At 72.0% G+C, this 20,097-nt stretch carries 19 protein-coding genes; 12 read left to right on the top strand and 7 right to left on the bottom strand.

Going from position 1 to position 20,097, the window contains the following annotated elements:
• Nucleotides 1–18 precede the first annotated feature (18 nt).
• The 6 genes from ACWD10_RS23710 to ACWD10_RS23685 all read left to right on the top strand — a co-directional run bounded on the left by ACWD10_RS23710 (nt 19) and on the right by ACWD10_RS23685 (nt 6,152).
• Nucleotides 19–1,098 carry a helix-turn-helix transcriptional regulator gene (locus tag ACWD10_RS23710; protein WP_451094116.1) on the top strand — a complete coding sequence of 360 codons (1,080 nt, stop codon included), beginning with the start codon at nt 19–21 and terminating at the stop codon, nt 1,096–1,098.
• 20 nt (nt 1,099–1,118) lie between these two features.
• Nucleotides 1,119–1,409: a hypothetical protein gene (locus tag ACWD10_RS23705; protein ID WP_451094247.1), complete on the top strand. Its 291-nt coding sequence runs from the start codon at nt 1,119–1,121 to the stop codon at nt 1,407–1,409.
• 10 nt (nt 1,410–1,419) lie between these two features.
• Nucleotides 1,420–1,626: a hypothetical protein gene (locus ACWD10_RS23700; RefSeq protein WP_451094114.1), complete on the top strand. Its 207-nt coding sequence runs from the start codon at nt 1,420–1,422 to the stop codon at nt 1,624–1,626.
• Between the two features lie 254 nt (nt 1,627–1,880).
• A complete protein-coding gene (gene tatA, locus ACWD10_RS23695; RefSeq protein WP_451094112.1) occupies nt 1,881–2,171 on the top strand; it encodes a Sec-independent protein translocase subunit TatA in 291 nt (96 codons plus the stop codon).
• Between the two features lie 85 nt (nt 2,172–2,256).
• Nucleotides 2,257–3,234 carry a twin-arginine translocase subunit TatC gene (gene tatC / locus ACWD10_RS23690; protein WP_451094110.1) on the top strand — a complete coding sequence of 326 codons (978 nt, stop codon included), beginning with the start codon at nt 2,257–2,259 and terminating at the stop codon, nt 3,232–3,234.
• A gap of 101 nt (nt 3,235–3,335) precedes the next feature.
• Nucleotides 3,336–6,152, top strand: a complete 2,817-nt coding sequence (locus tag ACWD10_RS23685; RefSeq protein ID WP_451094108.1) for a DEAD/DEAH box helicase — start codon at nt 3,336–3,338, stop codon at nt 6,150–6,152.
• Between the two features lie 16 nt (nt 6,153–6,168).
• Here the strand turns inward: ACWD10_RS23685 and ACWD10_RS23680 are convergent, their stop codons facing one another.
• The 3 genes from ACWD10_RS23680 to ACWD10_RS23670 all read right to left on the bottom strand — a co-directional run bounded on the left by ACWD10_RS23680 (nt 6,169) and on the right by ACWD10_RS23670 (nt 9,151).
• Nucleotides 6,169–7,137 carry a pseudouridine synthase gene (locus ACWD10_RS23680; RefSeq protein ID WP_451094106.1) on the bottom strand — a complete coding sequence of 323 codons (969 nt, stop codon included), beginning with the start codon at nt 7,135–7,137 and terminating at the stop codon, nt 6,169–6,171.
• A gap of 42 nt (nt 7,138–7,179) precedes the next feature.
• Nucleotides 7,180–8,037 (bottom strand): siderophore-interacting protein, encoded by an 858-nt coding sequence (locus ACWD10_RS23675; protein WP_451094104.1) that lies wholly within the window; start codon nt 8,035–8,037, stop codon nt 7,180–7,182.
• Nucleotides 8,038–8,179: 142 nt separating this feature from the next.
• Nucleotides 8,180–9,151 (bottom strand): 5'-3' exonuclease, encoded by a 972-nt coding sequence (locus tag ACWD10_RS23670; protein ID WP_451094245.1) that lies wholly within the window; start codon nt 9,149–9,151, stop codon nt 8,180–8,182.
• A 369-nt stretch (nt 9,152–9,520) separates the two neighbouring features.
• Here ACWD10_RS23670 and ACWD10_RS23665 point away from each other — a divergent pair, with 369 nt between their 5' ends.
• The gene (locus tag ACWD10_RS23665; RefSeq protein ID WP_451094102.1) at nt 9,521–10,075 is read left to right on the top strand and encodes a helix-turn-helix domain-containing protein; all 555 of its coding nucleotides are present in this window, start codon (nt 9,521–9,523) and stop codon (nt 10,073–10,075) included.
• 7 nt (nt 10,076–10,082) lie between these two features.
• Nucleotides 10,083–10,823, top strand: coding sequence for a helical backbone metal receptor (locus ACWD10_RS23660; RefSeq protein ID WP_451094100.1), 741 nt, complete (start codon nt 10,083–10,085; stop codon nt 10,821–10,823).
• A 4-nt stretch (nt 10,824–10,827) separates the two neighbouring features.
• Here the strand turns inward: ACWD10_RS23660 and ACWD10_RS23655 are convergent, their stop codons facing one another.
• Nucleotides 10,828–12,045, bottom strand: coding sequence for a TDT family transporter (locus tag ACWD10_RS23655; RefSeq protein ID WP_451094098.1), 1,218 nt, complete (start codon nt 12,043–12,045; stop codon nt 10,828–10,830).
• A gap of 70 nt (nt 12,046–12,115) precedes the next feature.
• Between ACWD10_RS23655 and ACWD10_RS23650 the strand changes: the two genes are divergently transcribed.
• Nucleotides 12,116–13,078 carry a LysR family transcriptional regulator gene (locus ACWD10_RS23650; RefSeq protein ID WP_451094096.1) on the top strand — a complete coding sequence of 321 codons (963 nt, stop codon included), beginning with the start codon at nt 12,116–12,118 and terminating at the stop codon, nt 13,076–13,078.
• A gap of 150 nt (nt 13,079–13,228) precedes the next feature.
• On the opposite strand, the gene ACWD10_RS23645 is transcribed toward ACWD10_RS23650, so the two are convergent.
• The 3 genes from ACWD10_RS23645 to ACWD10_RS23635 all read right to left on the bottom strand — a co-directional run bounded on the left by ACWD10_RS23645 (nt 13,229) and on the right by ACWD10_RS23635 (nt 16,479).
• The gene (locus ACWD10_RS23645) at nt 13,229–13,933 is read right to left on the bottom strand and encodes a gamma-glutamyl-gamma-aminobutyrate hydrolase family protein (RefSeq protein ID WP_451094243.1); all 705 of its coding nucleotides are present in this window, start codon (nt 13,931–13,933) and stop codon (nt 13,229–13,231) included.
• Nucleotides 13,934–14,055: 122 nt separating this feature from the next.
• Complete coding sequence (eat, locus tag ACWD10_RS23640; protein ID WP_451094094.1) at nt 14,056–15,516, bottom strand: ethanolamine permease; 1,461 nt, start codon at nt 15,514–15,516, stop codon at nt 14,056–14,058.
• Nucleotides 15,517–15,750: 234 nt separating this feature from the next.
• Entirely contained in the window at nt 15,751–16,479 is a 729-nt protein-coding gene (locus tag ACWD10_RS23635; RefSeq protein WP_451094092.1) for a FadR/GntR family transcriptional regulator, read from the bottom strand.
• Between the two features lie 71 nt (nt 16,480–16,550).
• Between ACWD10_RS23635 and ACWD10_RS23630 the strand changes: the two genes are divergently transcribed.
• From ACWD10_RS23630 to ACWD10_RS23620, 3 genes are read left to right on the top strand one after another with little or no spacing between them, the layout of a single operon-like run.
• Nucleotides 16,551–17,921: a glutamine synthetase family protein gene (locus ACWD10_RS23630; RefSeq protein ID WP_451094090.1), complete on the top strand. Its 1,371-nt coding sequence runs from the start codon at nt 16,551–16,553 to the stop codon at nt 17,919–17,921.
• 7 nt (nt 17,922–17,928) lie between these two features.
• Entirely contained in the window at nt 17,929–19,290 is a 1,362-nt protein-coding gene (locus ACWD10_RS23625) for an aldehyde dehydrogenase family protein (RefSeq protein ID WP_451094088.1), read from the top strand.
• A 2-nt stretch (nt 19,291–19,292) separates the two neighbouring features.
• On the top strand, nt 19,293–20,075 hold the full coding sequence (locus tag ACWD10_RS23620; protein ID WP_451094086.1) for a 3-oxoacyl-ACP reductase: 783 nt from the start codon (nt 19,293–19,295) through the stop codon (nt 20,073–20,075).
• Nucleotides 20,076–20,097: the final 22 nt, after the last annotated feature.

Raw genomic sequence — 20,097 nt, 5'->3', positions numbered from 1 at the left:
GGGGAGACGTAACAGATCATGGCCGCGAACGCGATCGACCAGACCCGCCGGATGCTGTCCCTGGTGACCTATCTGCGCGAGCGCCCCGGCGCCCGGGTCGCGGATGTGGCCCGGGCCTTCGGGATCACCGAGGACGAGCTGATCTCCGACCTTGACGTACTGCCGCTGTGCGGGACCAGCTTCCGCGGCGGTGATCTGCTCGACATCGACACCGACGGTGAGCGGATCTGGTGGCACAACCCGGCCGCCCTGTCGGCGGAGGCGGCGGCTCCGCTGCGGCTCGCCGCCGACGAGGCGACGGCGCTGCTCGTGGCCGCGCGGGCGGTGGCGACGCTGCCGGGCCTGCGCGAGTCCGACCGGCAGGCGCTGCTTCGCGCCACCGCGAAGCTGGAGGCCGCGGCCGGGGAGACGGCCGGGGCCAGTGCCCGGCTCTCGGTGACCTTCGAGTCCGAAGGCGGGGTGTTCGCCGAGGTCGACCGGGCGATCTCGGAGCGGCGCCGACTGTGGCTGCGCTACTACTCACCGGCGCGGGACGAGGTGACCGAGCGCGAGGTGGACCCGATCCGTCTGTTCGCTCTCGGCCATACGTATATGGAGGCCTGGTGCTACCGCTCGGAGGCGCGGCGCACCTTCCGCCTGGACCGGGTCGCCGAGATCCGGCTTCTGGATGCTCCGGCGGCGCCGCCCGAGCTGGAGCTGCGGGACCTGTCCGAGGGCTTGGTGCAGCCGTCCGCGGACGACCCCGAGGTGGTCGTGGAGGTCGGCCCGGCCGGGCGCTGGGTCGCCGAGTACTACCCGCACGACCGCGCCGATGAGCTGCCCGACGGCGGCCTGCGGATCACGTTGCGCACCCCGGACCCGGCCTCGCTGCGGCGGCTCGCGCTGCGCCTCGGCCCGGACGGGCGGATCGTGTCCCCGGCGGACCTCGCGCAGAGCGCGCGGGACACGGCGCGGGCGGCGCTCGCGGCGTACGACACCACTGACGCGACCGGCACGACGCACACGACCGACACGCACACGACCGACACGACGATCGACCGGACCGGTGACGGGGGAGCGCACGGGGTCAGTAACGACGGGCAGGAGCAGGGAGCTTGAGTATGTCGGTTATGCCCAATATGTCCGATGCGCCTGGTGTATCTGACGTATCTGATGCACCTGATAGGTCTGAGCTGACCCGCCGGTCGGTCCCCGTGCTCTTCAAGGCCGCCTGCCCCGACTGCCGGGCGCGCTTCGAACTCTCCGCCGGGGCGCTGCGGTTGGCCATCGGGGCCAGTCGGCGCACCACGTTCTACTCGTTCACCTGCCCCGAGTGCGGCGTCGCCGTGCGCAAGCCGGCCGGTGAGCGGATCGTCGAGCTCCTGACCGGCGGCGGGGTGCGGACGCTCCGGCTGCACTCCACCGTTTAGGCTGGCCCGCATGGTCTGGCCCATGATCGCGATCGCCCTGGGGTTCTGCGGGATCGCCGTGCTCGGGGTGCTCGCGGTACGCGTCTTCCTCGAGGTGCGGCGGCTCGGCGCCCAAGTGGCCCACGCCGCACGACAGATCAACCGGGCGGCGCAGGACCTGGAGCGGGCCACCGCCGATGTGGCCCGCGCGGCGGGCACGGCGGCGGATCAAGCCTGACGCGTGGACCTCGCGTCCGCCTCGAAACTCGCAAAGTCGCGACGCGTGCTCATGTTCGGAGAACGTGGCGGGTACGCTGCTGAAGTGGCCCGTGGAACCAGGCGCGGGCTGCAACCGGGAGTACGCACAGGGATTGCCCCTCGTTTACCCCTGCGGGTTACGATCCCAACCAGTGGAGTGGTCGGACAGAGGTCCGGCCGGTTCGACCAGACTGGCGCACCGCCCCGACTGCCTCAGTGAGAAGGAAGTAGCACATGATCGGCAATCTGAAGCCCCTCGAGATCGTTCTGATCATCGCCGTTATCCTGCTGCTCTTCGGCGCCAAGAAGCTTCCCGACATGGCGCGTTCGCTCGGCAAGTCGGCCCGCATCCTCAAGAGCGAGGCCAAGGCGATGAAGAAGGACGACGACAAGTCGGCCGCGCCGGAGGCCGGAACCGACCAGTCCGCCCAGCAGCAGTCCGCCCCGCGCACGATCCAGGCCGCGCCCGGCGATGTGACGAGCTCGCGTCCGGTGAACGAGCCGCAGTCGAACCAGAAGGCCTGACCAGCAGGCCTGAACCGGCCCACAGGGAAGCCTTTCACCGACGTACGCCGCTGAGTCACACAGCTGAGACAACCGAGGACGTGGGGTGCTCAAGTCCGCCCGCCGCACTAAAGAGCCGAAGGATCCCGAGGGGCGCATGCCCCTCGCGGAGCATTTGCGGGAGCTGCGCAACCGGCTGATGAAGTCGGTGCTCGCCGTGCTCGTGGTCACGGTGGTCGCCGCCTTCTTCTACAAGGACATCATCGGGTTCCTGACCAGGCCGGTTCTCGATGTGGTGGGCTGCCAGGACGGCGCAGTCGGTTCGGCCAGGAACGGCCAGCCGTGTGCGGTCATGACCGTCGACGGCATGCTGGCGCCGTTCACGCTGGCACTGAAGGCTTCGCTCATGGTGGGTGTCATCGGGGCGACCCCGGTCTGGCTCTGGCAGCTGTGGGGCTTCATGGCGCCCGGCCTGCACCGGCACGAGAAGAAGTACGCGCGCTGGTTCGTAGCCACCGGTGTCCCGCTCTTCCTCGGCGGTGCCTACCTGGCGTACTGGATCCTTCCGCGGACCGCGGACGTCCTGATCGACTTCACGCCGGACGACGCGCAGAACCTGTACAAGGTCGACGACTACCTCGACGTCGTGACCCGGATGGTGATCGTCTTCGGGCTCGCCTTCGAGCTGCCGCTGCTGCTCGTGCTGCTCAACTTCACCGGCGTCCTGACCGCCAAGCGGCTTGCCAGCTGGTGGCGGGGCATGGTGCTCGGCATCACGCTCTTCTCCGCTTTCGCGACGCCGACGGGCGACCCGCTGACGATGCTGACGCTGGCCGCGCCCATCGTCGGGCTCTACTTCCTCGCCCTCGGCATCTGCGTCCTGAACGACCGCCGCCGGGAGCGCAACAACCCCGACGCCGGACTCTCCGACGACGAGGCCTCCGAGCTCGACCTCACGCCGGAGTCCGTAGGCGCCATCGAGCCGGTCGCACCGTCGCGGGCGCTGCCCGAGCAGGCGAGCTCCGATGAGGACCGCGGTGACGGCGGCGGGCGGCGTACCAACGGCTTCGACGACGTGACCTGAGCGCATAACTGCAGGCAGTGACCGGGAGATCACCAAGTGTTTGCCCCGGTCAACAAAAGGTCGCGCCGCTGTCAGTGGTGCCCGGTAGGCTCGAGAGCAAGATGACAGAGGATCTCTCCCCGGCCGAGCGGTACGCGGCAGCGCGCAAGCGGGCTGCCGAGCAGGCCACCGCACTCGCATCCTTCCGCGAGATGTACGACTTCGGTCTCGACCCGTTCCAGATCGAAGCGTGTCAGGCGCTGGAAGCCGGTAAGGGTGTGCTCGTCGCCGCCCCCACCGGCTCCGGCAAGACCATCGTCGGCGAATTCGCCGTCCACCTCGCCCTGCGGCAGGGCAAGAAGTGCTTCTACACCACGCCGATCAAGGCGCTCTCCAACCAGAAGTACACGGATCTCACCCGGCGTTACGGCCCCGACAAGGTCGGCCTGCTCACCGGTGACAACAGCATCAACTCCGAAGCCCCGATCGTGGTGATGACCACCGAGGTGCTGCGGAACATGCTGTACTCCGGCTCGCAGTCGCTGCTCGGCCTCGGCCATGTCGTGATGGACGAGGTGCACTACCTCTCCGACCGCTTCCGTGGCGCCGTCTGGGAGGAAGTGATCATTCACCTGCCGGAGTCGGTGACGCTGATCTCGCTCTCGGCGACCGTGTCCAACGCCGAGGAGTTCGGTGACTGGCTCGACACCGTCCGTGGCGACACCGAGGTCATCGTTGCCGAGCACCGGCCCGTGCCGCTGTTCCAGCACGTGCTCGCCGGGCGCCGGATGTACGACCTCTTCGAGGAGTCCAAGGAATCCGGCAAGCGGGCCGTCAACCCCGATCTGACCCGGATGGCCCGCATGGAGGCCAGCCGGCCCACGTACAACTCCCGCGACCGCCGCCGCGGCCGGAACCTGCGCGAGGCCGACCGGGAGCGCGAGCGCCGCTCCCGCTCCCGGATCTGGACGCCCGGACGGCCCGAGGTGATCGAGCGCCTCGACTCCGAAGGGCTGCTGCCCGCCATCACCTTCATCTTCAGCCGCGCCGCCTGCGAGGCCGCCGTCCAGCAGTGCCTGTACGCGGGACTCCGGCTGAACGACGAGGAGGGCCGCCGCCGCGTCCGCGAGATCGTCGAGGAGCGCACCGCCTCCATCCCCGACGAAGACCTGCACGTCCTCGGCTACTTCGAGTGGCTCGAGGCCCTGGAGCGGGGCATCGCCGCGCACCACGCGGGCATGCTGCCGACCTTCAAGGAGGTCGTCGAGGAGCTGTTCGTCAAGGGCCTGGTGAAGGCCGTGTTCGCCACCGAGACCCTCGCCCTGGGCATCAACATGCCCGCCCGATCGGTGGTGTTGGAGAAGCTGGTCAAGTGGAACGGCGAGCAGCACGCCGACATCACCCCGGGTGAGTACACCCAGCTCACCGGCCGCGCGGGCCGCCGCGGCATCGACATCGAGGGCCACGCCGTGGTGCTCTGGCAGCGCGGCATGAACCCCGAGCACCTCGCGGGCCTCGCCGGGACCCGGACGTATCCGCTGCGCTCCAGCTTCAAGCCGTCGTACAACATGGCCGTGAACCTCGCCCACCAGTTCGGCCGGCACCGCTCGCGCGAGCTGCTCGAGACGTCCTTCGCGCAGTTCCAGGCGGACCGCTCGGTCGTCGGCATCTCCCGCCAGGTGCAGCGCAACGAGGAGGGTCTTGAGGGCTACAAGACCTCCATGACCTGCCACTTGGGCGACTTCGACGAGTACGCGCGGCTGCGCCGCGAGCTCAAGGACCGCGAGACCGAGCTCGCCCGGCAGGGCGCCGCCCAGCGCCGCGCCGCCGCGGCCGCGGCCCTGGAGAAGCTCAAGCCCGGTGACATCATCCACGTGCCGACCGGCAAGTTCGCGGGCCTCGCGCTCGTCCTCGACCCCGGGCTCCCCGCCGGGCGGTCCAACGGCCACCGCGGCTTCGAGCACGCCGACGGGCCGCGGCCCCTGGTGCTCACCGCCGAGCGGCAGGTCAAGCGGCTCGCCTCGATGGACTTCCCCGTTCCGGTGGAGGCCCTCGACCGGATGCGCATCCCCAAGTCGTTCAACGCCCGCTCCCCGCAGTCCCGCCGCGACCTGGCCTCCGCGCTGCGCACCAAGGCCGGGCACGTCCGCCCGGAGAAGCACAAGCGGGGCCGTTCCGAAGCGGCCGACGACCGCGAGATCGCGCGGCTGCGCGCCGCGATCCGCGCCCACCCCTGCCACGGCTGCGACGAGCGCGAGGACCACGCCCGCTGGGCCGAGCGCTACCACCGCCTGGCGCGCGACACCAAGCAGCTGGAGCGGCGCATCGAGGGGCGTACGAACACGATCGCGCGCACCTTCGACCGGATCGTCAAGCTCCTCACCGAGCTGGACTATCTGCGCGGCGACGAGGTCACCGAGCACGGCCGCCGCCTAGGGCGGCTCTACGGCGAGCTCGACCTGCTGGCGAGTGAATGCCTGCGGGACGGGGTGTGGGAAGGCCTGAACCCGGCCGAACTCGCCGCCTGCGTCTCGGCGTTGGTGTACGAGGCCCGGGTCGCGGACGACGCGCTCGCGCCCAAGCTGCCCTCCGGCAAGGCGAAGGCGGCGCTCGGCGAGATGGTGCGGATCTGGGGCCGCCTGGACGCCCTGGAGGAGGACTTCCGGATCAACCAGGCGGAGGGCGTGGGCCAGCGCGAGCCCGACCTCGGCTTCGCCTGGGCGGCGTACATGTGGGCCTCGGACAAGAACCTCGACGAGGTGCTGCGCGAGGCGGAGATGCCCGCCGGTGACTTCGTGCGCTGGTGCAAGCAGGTCATCGACGTACTCGGCCAGATCGCGGCGGCGGCCCCGACGGAGGGCAGCACGGTCGCGAAGAACGCGCGCCGGGCCGTGGACGCGTTGCTGCGGGGTGTGGTGGCTTACTCGTCGGTGGGCTGAGCGCCCCGGCCGGTCGTCAGCGGGTCGGCGTGCGGTGCCCCGCCCAGGCGTCGTACGCCGTCCACGCCGTCAGCGTGCGGCGGCTCTCGAAGCGGTGGGCGTGGCCGGTGACCGGGTCGGTGAACTCCAGGGTGCGGGCGAGGAGTTGGAGCGGGCGGGAGAAGTCGTCCGGTGCCGGGTCGGTGACCTGCGGGTAGACGGGGTCGCCGAGGATCGGCACGCCCAGGGAGTTCATGTGCACCCGGAGCTGGTGGGTGCGGCCGGTGCGGGGGAGCAGGCGGTAGCGGGCCAGGGCGTGGCCGTCCTGCCGCTTGTGGCCGAGGAGCTCGACGCGGCTCTCGCTGTTGGGCTCGCCCGGCAGCTCGTACGCGGCGATCACCCCGCGGTCCTTCTCCATCCGGCTGCGTACGGTGCGGGGCAGGGCGAGTTCACGGTCGTACGCCGCCACGGCCTCGTACTCCTTGCGGACCCGCTGCTCGCTGAAGAGCCGCTGGTACGCGCCGCGGTCCTGCGGGCGGAGCGTGAACATCACCAGGCCCGCGGTCAGCCGGTCGAGCCGGTGCGCGGGCGTGAGCTCGGGCAGGCCGAGGTCGTGGCGGAGCCGGGCCAGGGCGGTCTCCGTGATGTGGCTGCCGCGTGGCGTGGTGGCGAGGAAGTGCGGCTTGTCGGCGATCAGGATCCGCTCGTCGCGGTGCAGTACCTCGATCGGGAACGGGACCGGGGCCTCGGGGGCGAGGGGGCGGTGGAACCACACGAAAGCGCCGTCCACGTAGGGGGTATCCGGCGCCAACGGGCCGCCCGCGGTGACGAATTCGCCCGCTCGCAGCATGGCGTCGACGAGGTCCGGGCCCACGGGGAGCCGTTCCACGAGGTGGTCCCGCACCGTCGCCCAGGCCCCACCGGCCGGGAGCCGCAGGCGCACCGGGTCGATGCCGCGGCGTTGCGGCAGCGGCGCGGGCGGGGTGCGGGGCTTGCGTCGGGGCACGGGAACAAGCTTACGGAGCGGCACAGCCCCGGAGAGCGGGGTTCAGGACGCCGTGGCCAGGGGCGTCGGCTCCTGTTCCGCCTCCACCTGCGCGTTCCACTCGCGCTTCGAGGACTGCCAGCCGTCCTCGTTGTGGCCGAGGCGCCAGTAGCCGGAGATGGAGAGGCGCTCGCGGGGCAGGGAGAGCTCGACGCGGAGGTGGCGGCGGAGCTCCTTCACCGCGCCCGCCTCGCCGTGTACGAAGCAGTGGACGTCGTCCGAGCCGAGGTTCAGGGCGCGTACGGCCTGGATAAGGGCCTCGCCGCGGGGGCGGCCCGCGCGGTGCAGCCAGGTGATGGCGGTGCCGTCGGGGGCGCTGACCGGCTGCTCCTCTGCGGGGCCCTCGATCTCGACGAGGGCGTGCACCGGGGCGCCCTGCGGCATGCGTTCGAGGGCGGCGGAGATGGCGGGCAGGGCGCTCTCGTCACCGGCGAGGAGATGGCGGTCCGCGTCGGGGGCCGGGGCGTAGCCGCCGCCGGGGCCGAGGAAGCGGATCCGCTCGCCCGGCTGCACGCGGGCCGCCCACGGTCCGGCCAGGCCGGAGTCGCCGTGGATGACGAAGTCGACGTCCAGCTCCCGGAGTTCGGGGTTCCAGCTGCGCACGGTGTACGTACGCGTGGCGGGCCACTGGTCGCGGGGGAGCTCGGCGCGGATCTGCTGGATGTCGAAGGGCTCGGGGTAGGTCACGCCCTCGGGTGGGAAGAGCAGCTTGATGTAGTGGTCGGTGCAGTCGCCCGCGGTGAAGCTGCCGAGGCCCGGGCCACCGAACGTGACGCGCTGCATGTGCGGGGTGATCCGCTCGGTCCGCACCACCTCGGCGAGGTGGGCTTGCGGAGCTTTGCGTGCGGGACGTGCTGCCACGGGGCCTCCCCAGACCGTTGGTCTTCTTAGGTAAGCCTAAGTTAACACCTTGATTCTGTGGGTGGCCCCGTGGTTCGAGTTACGTCGCCGGGATGGCCGAATCCGGTCAGATGGCCGGTTGCAGTCAGGCGGCCGGTTCCGGTCAGGCGGCGAGGATGTTCCTCAGGCGCGTCACCGCGCCGCCCAGGCCCCATCGCTGCGCCAGCGCCTCCAGCGCCGCGGGGTCGGCCGGTTCGCGGGGCAGGGCCGGGGCGAGGTCCGGGACCGGGACGTCGGTGGCGACCCGGACCACCTTCGGGGCCACCGCCACATAGGCACGGGCCTCGTCGAGGCGCTTGCGCTGCGCCGGGGTGAGCCTGGACGTCGGGTCGTCGACGGCGGCCATGATTCCGGCCAGGTCGCCGTACTGCGCGAGCAGCTTCGCGGCGGTCTTCTCGCCGATGCCCGGGACGCCGGGCAGGCCGTCGCTGGGGTCGCCGCGCAGCAGGGCCAGGTCCGCGTACCCGGGGCCGTCCACCGCGTACTTCTCGCGCAGCAGCGCCTCGTCGGTGAGCTGAAGGGTGCCCACGCCCTTGAGCGGGTACAGGACGCGGATGCCGCGCCGGTCGTCGACGAGCTGATACAGGTCGCGGTCGCCGGTGACGATGTCGACCGGGCCCGTGGCGCGGGCGGTGAGCGTGCCGATCACGTCGTCCGCCTCGTAGCCCGGAACGCCGACGCGGGCGATGCCGAAGGCGTCGAGCACCGCCTCGATGATCGGGACCTGCGGCGAGAGCGTGTCCGGGATCTCTTCCACGTCCGGGTCGCCGGTGTCGTCCGCGGCCTCTTCGGCCACGCGGTGCGCCTTGTACGAGGGGATCAGCTCGACCCGCCAGTGCGGGCGCCAGTCGGCGTCCATGCAGGCCACCAGGTCGTCCGGGTGGTGGTCGAGGACGAGTCGGGTGATGAATTCGAGCAGCCCGCGCACGGCGTTGACCGGGGTGCCGTCCGGGGCCTTCACGGATTCCGGGACGCCGAAGTAGGCGCGGAAGTAGAGCGAGGCGGTGTCGAGGAGCATGGTCCGCCGGGGCTGCTGGTGCGGCTGCTGCTGGGTCTGCTGCGTCACACCGGGCATCATGCCGCACCCCACTGACAGTGGCCCCGTCGGACTGACAGTGGCCCCGTCGCCCGATGGGCAAAGCTCACAGACGGCATTGAGCCCAGCGCGAGGACGAGCTGTCGAGCCTGGAGAACGAGATCAAGAAGCGCGGCAAGGGCCACGAGGAGGAGGCCGCCGACCGGGGGCCGACGGCTGACAGCCGCGAGGAAGACGTCGGCACAAGCCGCACGCTAGCGGCGGAGGTTCGGCGGGTGGCCGGAACGGGCACGTCCAGCGGGAGAGTGGTTGACAGGGCGTGGTCGCCGCGCCTTGCGTAGGGTGCAGAGAACCAGCCGGAAATACGGCGCGCACCGTTCGGGACGTACGACTGAGGGGGGCCGGAGCATGGACGACAAGGAATCCGTCCGCGTAGGGGTAGCGATCCGGCGCCGCCGCCGGGCGCTGAGCCTCACGCTCGCCACCGTCGCGGGGCGCAGCGGCCTCTCCGTGCCGTTCCTCAGCCAGGTCGAGAACGAGCGGGCCCGGCCGAGCCGCACCTCCCTCGAACGGGTGGCGGACGCGCTCGACACCACGGCCGTGGCGCTGCTCTCCGCCGCCGACGCCGAGCGCACCGTCGAGGTGGCCCGCGCGCCGCACATCGAGCGGCCCACGGACGAGCCGGACATCCGCCGCCTGGTGGGCGGTCAACACCAGCTGTACGCCTCGGAGTTCAGCGGCGACCACGACGCGGGAGGCGAGATCCAGCACCGTAACGACGCGTTGATGTACGTCGCCGAGGGCGCCGTCGAGGTCGAGGCGGAGGGCCGCGCCTACCGGCTCGCGCGCGGCGATTCGCTGTTCCTGTCGGGCGGCGTACGGCACCGGTGGCGGGCGGCCGTGCCGGACACGCGGCTTCTGCTCGTCGGGGTCCCGGAGCACATCAAGGCCGAGCCGGAGTGAGCGTCCGGTGAGAGTCGTCTCTCTGGTGCCGTCGCTCACGGAGGCGGTCGCGGCGACCGCGCCGGACCTCCTGGTCGGCGTCACCGACTGGTGCACCCACCCGGCGGACCTGGACGCGCGAGGCGCCGTACGCGTCGGCGGCACCAAGAACCCGGACGTCGCCCGCGTCCTGTCGCTCGCCCCGGATCTGGTGCTCGCCAACGAGGAGGAGAACCGCGCGCCCGACCTGGCCGCGCTGCGCGCCGCGGGTACGGACGTCCTGGTCACGGAGATCCGCGACCTGCCGTCGGCGCTACGTGAGCTCGAGCGCGTTCTCGTACGAGGGTGCCGCCTTGCTCGGCCCGAGTGGCTGGACGAGGCGGCGGAGGCGTGGGGTGCGTCGGCCTCGTCAGGGGCAGAGGTGCGGGCCGTGGTGCCGATCTGGCGGCGGCCGTGGATGGTGCTCGGCCGGGACACCTTCGCGGGCGATCTGCTGGCCCGGCTCGGCGTGACGAACGTGTACGCGGGCCACGGTGACCGCTATCCGCGAGTCCCCCTTGAGGAGCTGCGGGCCTGTGGCGCGGAGCTCGTGGTGCTGCCCGACGAGCCGTACCGTTTCACGGCGGACGACGGGCCCGAGGCGTTCCCGGGACTGCCCGCGGCGTTGGCCGACGGACGTCATCTCACCTGGTACGGGCCGTCGTTGGCGCGGGCGCGGGAGGTCCTGTGGGAGCAGGTGCGGGTGGGGCCGGGGCTGGGGCCGGGGTAGCGGTTCAAGCTCGGGTCGCAGTGGCGGCCGGGACCTGGGCCTGGGCCTGGGCCGGAGCCGGGACCTGGGCCTGGGCCGGAGCCAGGAGGCGGCCGGTGGTCAGGCCGTGGAGGGTGCGGGTCGCCGCCATCGCCCAGGCCGCCACGAGCAGGACGTACAACCCGGTCGCGAGCCATCCGTACGCGCCCAGACCCGTGTGCCGGGCGAGCCCCGCGGCGCCGGTGACACAGGTGCCGACCGGGAAGGTGAGCCCCCACCAGGTCATCGCGAACCCCATGCCGTTGCGGGCGGCACGGATGAGCAGCGCCACGGCGAACGCCAGCCACAGCAGCGCGAAGCCCATCACCGGCACGCCGTACACCACGGCGAAGGCGCCGAACGCGTCCGCGTAGGACGGGGAGATGGCCTGCGGGGCGACGTCGGCGAGGGCGTTCACGGCGGTGGTCGACTGGCCGAGCGGGCCGAGGACCAGGAACAGCGTCGGGGTGAGCGCGAGCGGCAGCGGGCCGTGCACCACCAGGCGGCCGAAGATCAGCGGCAGCATCACCAGGGTGGCGAGCAGCGAGAGCCCGAACATGGCGTAGCTGCCGAGCAGCATCGCCTCGCGCCACTGGCCCTCCGGCAGGTACGGAAGCAGCAGCGGGCCCTGCGCCGCGGTGACCATCGGGGCCACAACGGGAAGCAGCCATACGGGAGTTGCGGTTCCCGGGGCCACCTTGTGGCGGGTCACCATGAGGTACGGGATCGCGGCCGCGGCGGCGAGGCCGACGACGGTGCCCGCGGTGAACAGCACCGCGTCCACGGCCACGGCCGCGCGCTCCCCGATGACGTCCCGGCCGACGAGGAGTGTGGCACCGCCGACCGCGAGCAGCGCCATCGACAGGCAGCCGTAGAACGGGGCGATCGCCGGGTCATCGAGGTGTGCGCGGGCCTGGTCGCGGTGGCGCAGCCAGTGCCCGGCGCGGGCGGCGAGCAGTACGGCGAGCGCGAGCGCGGAGAGCGCCCACACGGCGACGGCCGCCGCCCGGGGTACCGGCACCGGCAGCCCGGCTCCGGCGGAGGCCACGATCGCGGTACCCATCACGGCCGCGTACCAGTTGGGGCCGAGGTGCCGCAGTGCGGCGTGGGCCCGGGGGGTGGTGCTGCGGCTGCGGGTGGCGGCGGTGCGGGTGCCGCTGGTGCTTGTGGGGGCGGGCGCGTGTGGGTGCGCGGGACTGGCCATGGGGCGAGGGTCCCGTGCGGGTCGGGGCCTCGCCAGAGGTGATGTTTCTATGAGGGCATAAGCTGGAGTTATGGGTGAGGTGACGGTGACGAGTTCCGGTGCGACGGCGGATGCCGGGAACGGTGGGCGGCTTGCCCACCGGGTGCCCGACCTCGGTGCGCTCCAGCTGCTGCTCGCCGTGGCGCGGCTCGGCAGCCTGGGCCGGGCGGCGCGCGACCTTGGCATCTCGCAGCCCGCGGCGAGCAGCCGGATCCGGGCGATGGAGCGGCAACTCGGCGTCGCGCTCGTGGACCGGTCGCCGCGCGGCTCCCGGCTCACCGACGCCGGGGCCCTGGTGACGGACTGGGCCCGGCGGATCGTGGAGGCGGCCGAGGCGTTCGACGTGGGTGCGCAGGCGTTGCGGGACCGGCGGGACTCGCGGCTCAGGGTCGCGGCCTCGATGACCATCGCCGAGTATCTGCTGCCGGGCTGGCTGATCGCGCTGCGTCAGGAGCGGCCCGACACGGCGGTGTCGCTGGTCGCCGGGAACTCCGCGGCGGTCGCGGAGCGGCTCCGCGCGGGCGAGGCCGACCTCGGGTTCGTGGAGGGGCTCACGGCGCCGAGCGGTCTTGGCGGGACGGTGGTGGCGCGGGACCACCTGGTGGTCGTGGTGGGGCCGGGGCACGCGTGGGCGCGACGCCGCGCGCCGGTGGGCCCTGCGGAGCTGGCGGCGACCCCGCTGATCCTGCGCGAACGGGGTTCGGGCACCCGTCAGGTCCTGGACGCGGCGCTCGCGGGGCACGGGGGTCTTGCGGAGCCGTTGCTGGAGCTCGCCTCCACGACGGCGGTGAAGGCGGCGGCGGTGAGCGGGGCGGGGCCCGCGGTGCTCAGTGAGCTGGCGGTGGGGGAGGAGCTGGCGGGACAACGGTTGGTGCGGGTGGCCGTGGAGGGGGTGGCCTTGGCCCGCGACCTGCGGGCGGTGTGGCCACGGGGGAGCCGTCCGGCGGGTCCGGCTCGGGATCTGTTGGGGCTTACGCGGCGGGGTGCGGGCTAGCGGGTGTGGGGCGGGCGGGGGCTCGGGTGGCGGGCCGGGGCGCCTGCGGCGGGCGTTCTCCCCAGCCCCGCCCCTTCCCAAAACTGGGGGGCTTCGCCCCCAGACCCCCTTTATCGCGCTGAGCGCGCTCGTCCTCAAACGCCGGGCGGGCTAAGAATCTGCTGCCGCCACCAGCGCCCGCATCACCCGCAGATCCGTCCCCATCTCCGGATGCCACTGCACCCCCAACACCCAACCGTCCCCCGGCAGTTCGACCGCCTCCACGGTCCCGTCGTCCGCGTACGCCGAGATCACCAGGCCGTCGCCGAGCTGGTCCACCGCCTGGTGGTGGTACGTCGGCACCGTGTCCTCGGCCGGGACGATTGCGGCGTACCGGGTCCCGGGCACCGGGCGGACCGCGTGGTCGCCGAAGACGCCGACGTCCTTGGTGTGGCCGTCCATGTGCTGGAGCAGCGTGCCGCCGCGGGCCACGTTGAGGAGTTGCATGCCGCGGCAGATGCCGAGCAGGGGGGTGCCGGAGGTCAACGCCGCGTCGATCAGGGCGAGTTCCCAGGCGTCGCGCTCCGGAGTGGGCGGGCCGGTGCGCGGGTCCCGTGCGGCGCCGTAGCACTCCGGGGCGACGTCGGGGCCGCCCGCGATCACAAGCCCGTCGAGCCGGGCCACCGTGGCCGCCGCCCGCTCCGGGTCGTCGGGCGGCAGCATCGCGGCGAGGCCGCCCGCGGCCTGCACCAGGCGCGGGTACGCGGAGGGCAGCAGCGCCGCCTCCTGCTCCCAGACGCCCCAACTCGCGTCCGAGAGGTAGGTGGTGACTCCGATCAGCGGTCCAGCCGCGCCCGGACTCCTACCCGTACTCATCCCCGTACCGCTCACACCGCTCGTACCGCTCACACCGCTCGTACCGCTCACACCGCTCGTACCGCTCACACCGCTCGTACCGCTCACACCGCTCGTACCGCTCGCACCGCTCATAGCGCCCATCATGACCTTTCCAGCTCCGCCTCCGCCGCCGCGAGCGCCGCGAATTCCTCCTCCGGGGCGTTCGCGACCAGCCGGTGGCGGCTGTAGAACGCGAAGTACGCGAGGGCGATGGCGTACACGATCAGCGCGATCCAGGCCGCCGTCTGGTCGACCAGGAACGTCGCCACCAGCGCCGAGAGCGCGAGCACGAACGCCACCGACGACGTGACGATGCCGCCCGGCGTGCGGTAGGGGCGGTGCAGGTTCGGCTCGCGGCGGCGCAGGACCATGTGGGACAGGGCCATCATCGCGTACGAGATCGTGGCGCCGAAGACCGCCATGTTCAGCATCCGGCCGCCGTCACCGGTCGCCGCGGCGAGCGAGAAGCCGATCGCGCCCGGGATCAGCAGACCGAGGTACGGGGCCTTGCGGCGGCTGGTGAGGGAGAGGAAGCGGGGGAGGTAGCCCGCGCGGGACAGGGCGAAGAGCTGGCGTGAGCCCGCGTAGATCAGGGAGAAGAAGGAGGCCACCAGGCCCGCCAGGCCCGCGTAGTTCACGAAGCGGCTCAGCGGGGTCGGGGCGCCGTCCGGGCCCTGGAGCGCGATGACCAGCGGGTTGCCCGCCTCCCTGATCGCGTTGGAGCCGTGCGCGCCGGTCGCGGCGAAGAACGTGATGAGGGCGAGCAGGACCAGGATGCCCATCGCGGTCGACAGGGCCCGCGGCATCGCCCGTACCGGATCCTTGGCCTCCTCGGCGGCGAGCGGTACGCCCTCCACGCCGAGGAAGAACCACATGCCGAACGGGAACGCCGCCCAGATGCCCAACAGGCCCATCGGCAGCCAGGAGTTGGCGCCGAGCGCGTCCTTGTCGACCGGGATGTCCCGCAGCCCGTCCGCGCTGAACTCGGTGAACGCACCGACCGCGAAGATCAGCAGCGCGGCCACCGCGACGGCCGTGACGATCAGGCTGAACCGCAGCGCCTCGCCGACGCCCCACAGGTGGATGCCGATGAACAGCGCGAAGCAGACCAGGTACACCGGCCAGCCGGAGGTGAGGCCGAAGAGGTTGAGCGACTCGACGTAGTCACCGATGAAGATGGAGATCGCGGCCGGGGCCAGGATGTACTCGATCAGGATCGCGGTGCCGGTCAGAAAGCCGCCCCAGGTCCCGAGCGCCCGGCGCGCGAAGCCGTAGCCGCCGCCCGCCGTGGGCAGGATGGCGGACAGCTCGGCCAGGGCGAAGACCAGACAGGCGTACATCGTGCCCATCAGGAGCGTCGCGATGGCGAGGCCGCCGAATCCGCCCTTGTCGAGGCCGATGTTCCAGCCGGAGAAGTCGCCGGAGACGACATAGGCGACGCCGAGCCCGGTGAGCAGCAGCCAGCCGGCGCTGCCGCGCTTCAGGGCCCGGCGCTTGAGGTAGTCGTCGCCGGGCTCGCCGGGTGGTGGAACGTTGCCGGACTCGGTCCGTGTTGAGGTCATGGCAGGGCTCCCGCGTCTGGGCCGAAGGGTCGTGGGACGTCGGCACCGGGGGTCCGGGGATGGGGCCTGGAGGTTCTGGAGACGGTGCCGGGCCGTGCAATGGATCGGCTTCATACCTTTGCGGTGCGATCGCGCCCCGCGCAAGACCCGTGCGTTACTTTCGGGTTACGGCCACGACAAGACCGGGGTACGGCCACGAGCAGGACCGGGGTACGGCCACGACAGGAACCGGGGTTACGACAGGAAGCCCCGCAACAGCGCCGCCGTCCCCGCGCAGTGCTCGCGCATCGCCTCGCGCGCCCGGTCCGCGTCGCCGCCCAGGACCGCCTCGACGAGCACGGCGTGCTGCTGCTGCGAGTGCTCCAGGTTGCGTACAAGGAGCGGGATGCAGTCGAGCAGGTCGTTGACGGTGGCGCGGACGGCCGCGTACTGCGTGGTCAGGGTCGGTGAGCCGGAGAGCTCGGCGAGCGTCAGGTGGAACAGCGTGTCCAGGCGGCGGTACTCCACGAGTGGCGCGTCCTGGGTCGCCGCGAGCGCCGCGAGCAGCCGTTCCTCCTGCTCGTCGGTGAGGCCCTGGGTCGCGCAGAGCTGGGCCGCGCCGGTCTCCAGGACCTCGCGGAAGCGCAGCACGTCCTCCACGTCGACGTCCGCGACCCGGCGCCGCAGCTCCTGCTCGCCGCCCGCGCCCTCGGGCCTTGCGCGCACGAAGGTCCCGCCGTACCGGCCGCGCCGCGACTCCACCAGGCCCTGGTCCTGAAGGACCCGCAGGACCTCGCGCAGCGTCACCCGACTGACCCCGAGCAGCTCCGCCAACTCCCGCTCCGCGGGCAGCCGGTCGCCCGCCGGGATCAGGCCGAGCCGTACGACCTGGAGGATCTGCTCCAGGGCCTCCTCGAAACCGTTGCCCGCCCGCACCGGCCGGAGCACCTGAGTGAGCCGACCGGAGTTCTCCACCGTCGTCATGCCGCGATCCCCTTCACAAGAAAAGGTCTGTGCGAATACCTTATGCCTCTGGACCGCCCAAGGAGGACCCCGTGGCAGACCGCACACCCCCGCTCACCGTCGAGGAGCTGCGCACCCTCGTCGCGAGCGGCGAGATCGATACCGTCGTCCTCGCCTTCCCCGATATGCAGGGGCGGCTGCAGGGTAAGCGGTTCGCCGCCCGCTTCTTCCTCGACGAGGTCCTGGAACACGGCACCGAGGGCTGCAACTACCTGCTCGCCGTCGACGCCGAGATGAACACCGTCGACGGCTACGAGATGTCCAGCTGGGAGCGGGGCTACGGCGACTTCGCCATGCGCCCCGACCTGGCCACGCTGCGCCGCGTCCCCTGGAACGAGGGCACGGCCATGCTCATCGCCGACCTCGCCTGGGAGGACGGCTCGCCCGTGGTCGCCGCGCCCCGGCAGATCCTGCGCCGCCAGCTCGACCGGCTCGCCGAGCTCGGCTACACCGCCCAGGTCGGCACCGAGCTCGAGTTCATCGTCTTCAAGGACACCTACGAGCAGGCCTGGGACGCCGACTACCGCGGCCTGACCCCGGTGAACCAGTACAACGTCGACTACTCCGTGCTCGGCACCGGCCGCGTCGAGCCGCTGCTTCGCCGGATCCGCAACGAGATGGCGGGCGCGGGACTGACCGTCGAGTCCGCGAAGGGCGAGTGCAACCCCGGCCAGCACGAGATCGCCTTCCGCTACGACGAGGCCCTGGTCACCTGCGACCAGCACGCCATCTACAAGACCGGCGCCAAGGAGATCGCCGCCCAGGAGGGCTGCTCGCTCACCTTCATGGCGAAGTACAACGAGCGCGAGGGCAACTCCTGCCACATCCACCTCTCGCTCGGCTCCCTGGAGGACGGCTCCAACGCCATGGCCGACCCCGGGGACCCGCACACCATGTCCCCGGTGATGCGGCACTTCCTCGCCGGACAGCTCGCCGCCCTCCGCGACTTCTCCCTGCTCTACGCCCCCAACATCAACTCGTACAAGCGGTTCCAGCCCGGCTCCTTCGCGCCCACCGCCGTCGCCTGGGGCCACGACAACCGCACCTGCGCGCTGCGCACCGTCGGCCACGGCCGCTCCATGCGCTTCGAGAACCGGCTGCCCGGCGGTGACGTCAACCCGCACCTGGCGGTCGCCGGGCTCGTGGCCGCGGGCCTGTACGGCATCGAGCAGCAGCTCGAACTCCCCGAGGCCTGCCCGGGCAACGCGTACACCGCCGACTTCGAGCACGTCCCCACCACCCTGCGCGAGGCCGCCGAGCTCTGGGAGAACAGCCCCATCGCCAAGGCCGCCTTCGGCGCCGAGGTGGTCGCGCACTACCGCAACATGGCGCGGATCGAACTCGAAGCGTTCGACGCCGCGGTGACCGACTGGGAGCTGCGCCGCTCCTTCGAACGCATGTGAGGAACCGTTGCCGCACGATCTGAAGGTTCTGAACCCGGCGACCGAGGACGTCGTCGCCACCGTCCCCGCCGCCACGGCCGAAGACATCGACACCGCTGTCGTACGCGCCGCACGCGCCCAGAGCCGCTGGGCGGCCACTGCCCCCGCCGACCGCGCCCGCCTCCTGCGCCGCTTCGCCGACACGGTCGACCAACACCTCGAAGAACTCGCCCGGTTGGAGGTCCGCGAGGCCGGACACCTCATCGGCAACGCCCGCTGGGAGGCCGGCAACGTACGGGATCTGCTGCTGTACGCCGCCGGGGGCGTCGAGCGCCTGGGCGGCGCGCAGATCCCCGTACCCGGCGGCTGGAACGTCACCCTCCGCGAACCGCTCGGCGTGGTCGGCGTGATCGCCCCCTGGAATTTCCCCATGCCCATCGCCGCCTGGGGCTTCGCCCCGGCCCTGGCCGCGGGCAACGCCGTCGTCCTCAAACCCGCCGAGACCACCCCGCTCACCGCGCTCCGGCTCGCCGAACTCGCCCTGGCGGCGGGCCTTCCCGAGGGCCTGTTCCAGGTCCTGCCCGGGCACGGGAACGTCGCGGGCCGCGCCCTCGTCGACCACCCCGACGTCGCGAAGGTCGTCTTCACCGGCTCCACGCGCACCGGCCGCGAGGTCATGCAGCGCTGCGCCGCCCAGGTCAAGCCCGTCACCCTGGAGCTCGGCGGCAAGAGCCCCAACGTCGTCTTCGCCGACGCCGACCTGAAGGCCGCCGCCGACCCGTTCGCGTTCCTCGACAACGCCGGACAGGACTGCTGCGCCCGCACCCGGATCCTCGTCCAGGAGTCGGTGTACGAGCAGTACGCGGAGCTGCTCGCCGAGGCGGTGCGCGCGGTCGTCGTGGGCGATCCGGCGGACGAGAAGACCCGGATGGGGCCGCTGATCTCGGCCGAACAGCGCGCGCGGGTAAGGGAGTTCGTGCCCGATGACGCACCGGGCATCCGCGGCAGCGCGCCCGAGGGGCCGGGCTTCTGGTTCCCGCCGACCGTCCTGACCGGCCAGGCGCCCGACGCCCCCGCCGCCGTGGAGGAGATCTTCGGCCCGGTCGCCGTGCTGCTTCCGTTCCGCGACGAACAGGACGCCGTCCGCCTCGCGAACGCCACCCCGTACGGCCTCTCCGGCTCCATCTGGACCCGGGACGTCGGCCGCGCCCTGCGCGTCTCCGCCGGGATCGAGGCGGGCAACCTTTCCGTCAACTCGCACTCCAGCGTGCGCTATTGGACCCCCTTCGGCGGCTACAAACAGTCCGGCCTGGGCCGCGAGCTGGGCCCCGACGCCCTGCACGCCTTCACGGAAACCAAGAACGTGTTCATCAGCACCGAGGAGAACTGAGCGTGACCGAAGACAGCATCTGCCGCCGCCTCGTCGGACGTACCGCCGTCATCACCGGAGCGGGCAGCGGCATCGGCCTTGCCACCGCCCGCCGCCTGGCCTCCGAGGGCGCGAACGTCGTGTGCGCGGACATCGACGAGACCGCGGGCAAGCAGGCCGCCGAAGCGGTCGGCGGCACCTACGTGCAGGTCGACGTCACGGACGCCGAGCAGGTCGAGGCGCTCTTCAAGACGGCGTACGACACGTACGGCTCGGTCGACGTGGCCTTCAACAACGCCGGGATCTCGCCGCCCGACGACGACTCCATCCTGGAGACCGGCCTGGAGGCCTGGAAGCGCGTCCAAGAGGTCAACCTCACCTCGGTCTACCTCTGCTGCAAGGCCGCCATCCCGTACATGCGCGAGCAGGGCCGCGGCTCCATCATCAACACCGCGTCCTTCGTGGCGATCATGGGCGCGGCCACCTCGCAGATCTCCTACACCGCGTCCAAGGGCGGCGTCCTCGCGATGTCCCGCGAGCTGGGCGTGCAGTTCGCCCGCGACGGCATCCGCGTCAACGCGCTCTGCCCCGGCCCGGTCAACACGCCCCTTCTCCAGGAACTGTTCGCCAAGGACCCGGAGCGCGCCGCGCGCCGCCTGGTGCACATCCCGGTCGGCCGGTTCGCGGAGGCGGAGGAGATCGCGGCCGCGGTCGCCTTCCTCGCCAGCGACGACTCCTCGTTCGTGAACGCCACGGACTTCCTGGTCGACGGCGGTATCTCCGGGGCGTACGTCACCCCGGTCTAGGCAGTCCGTTCACCCGAGGTTC

The sequence above is a fragment of the Streptomyces sp. NPDC002851 genome (assembly GCF_053591935.1).
The sequence above is the reverse complement of the archived record's forward strand: the minus strand, read 5'-3'. Positions and strand labels throughout refer to the sequence as shown.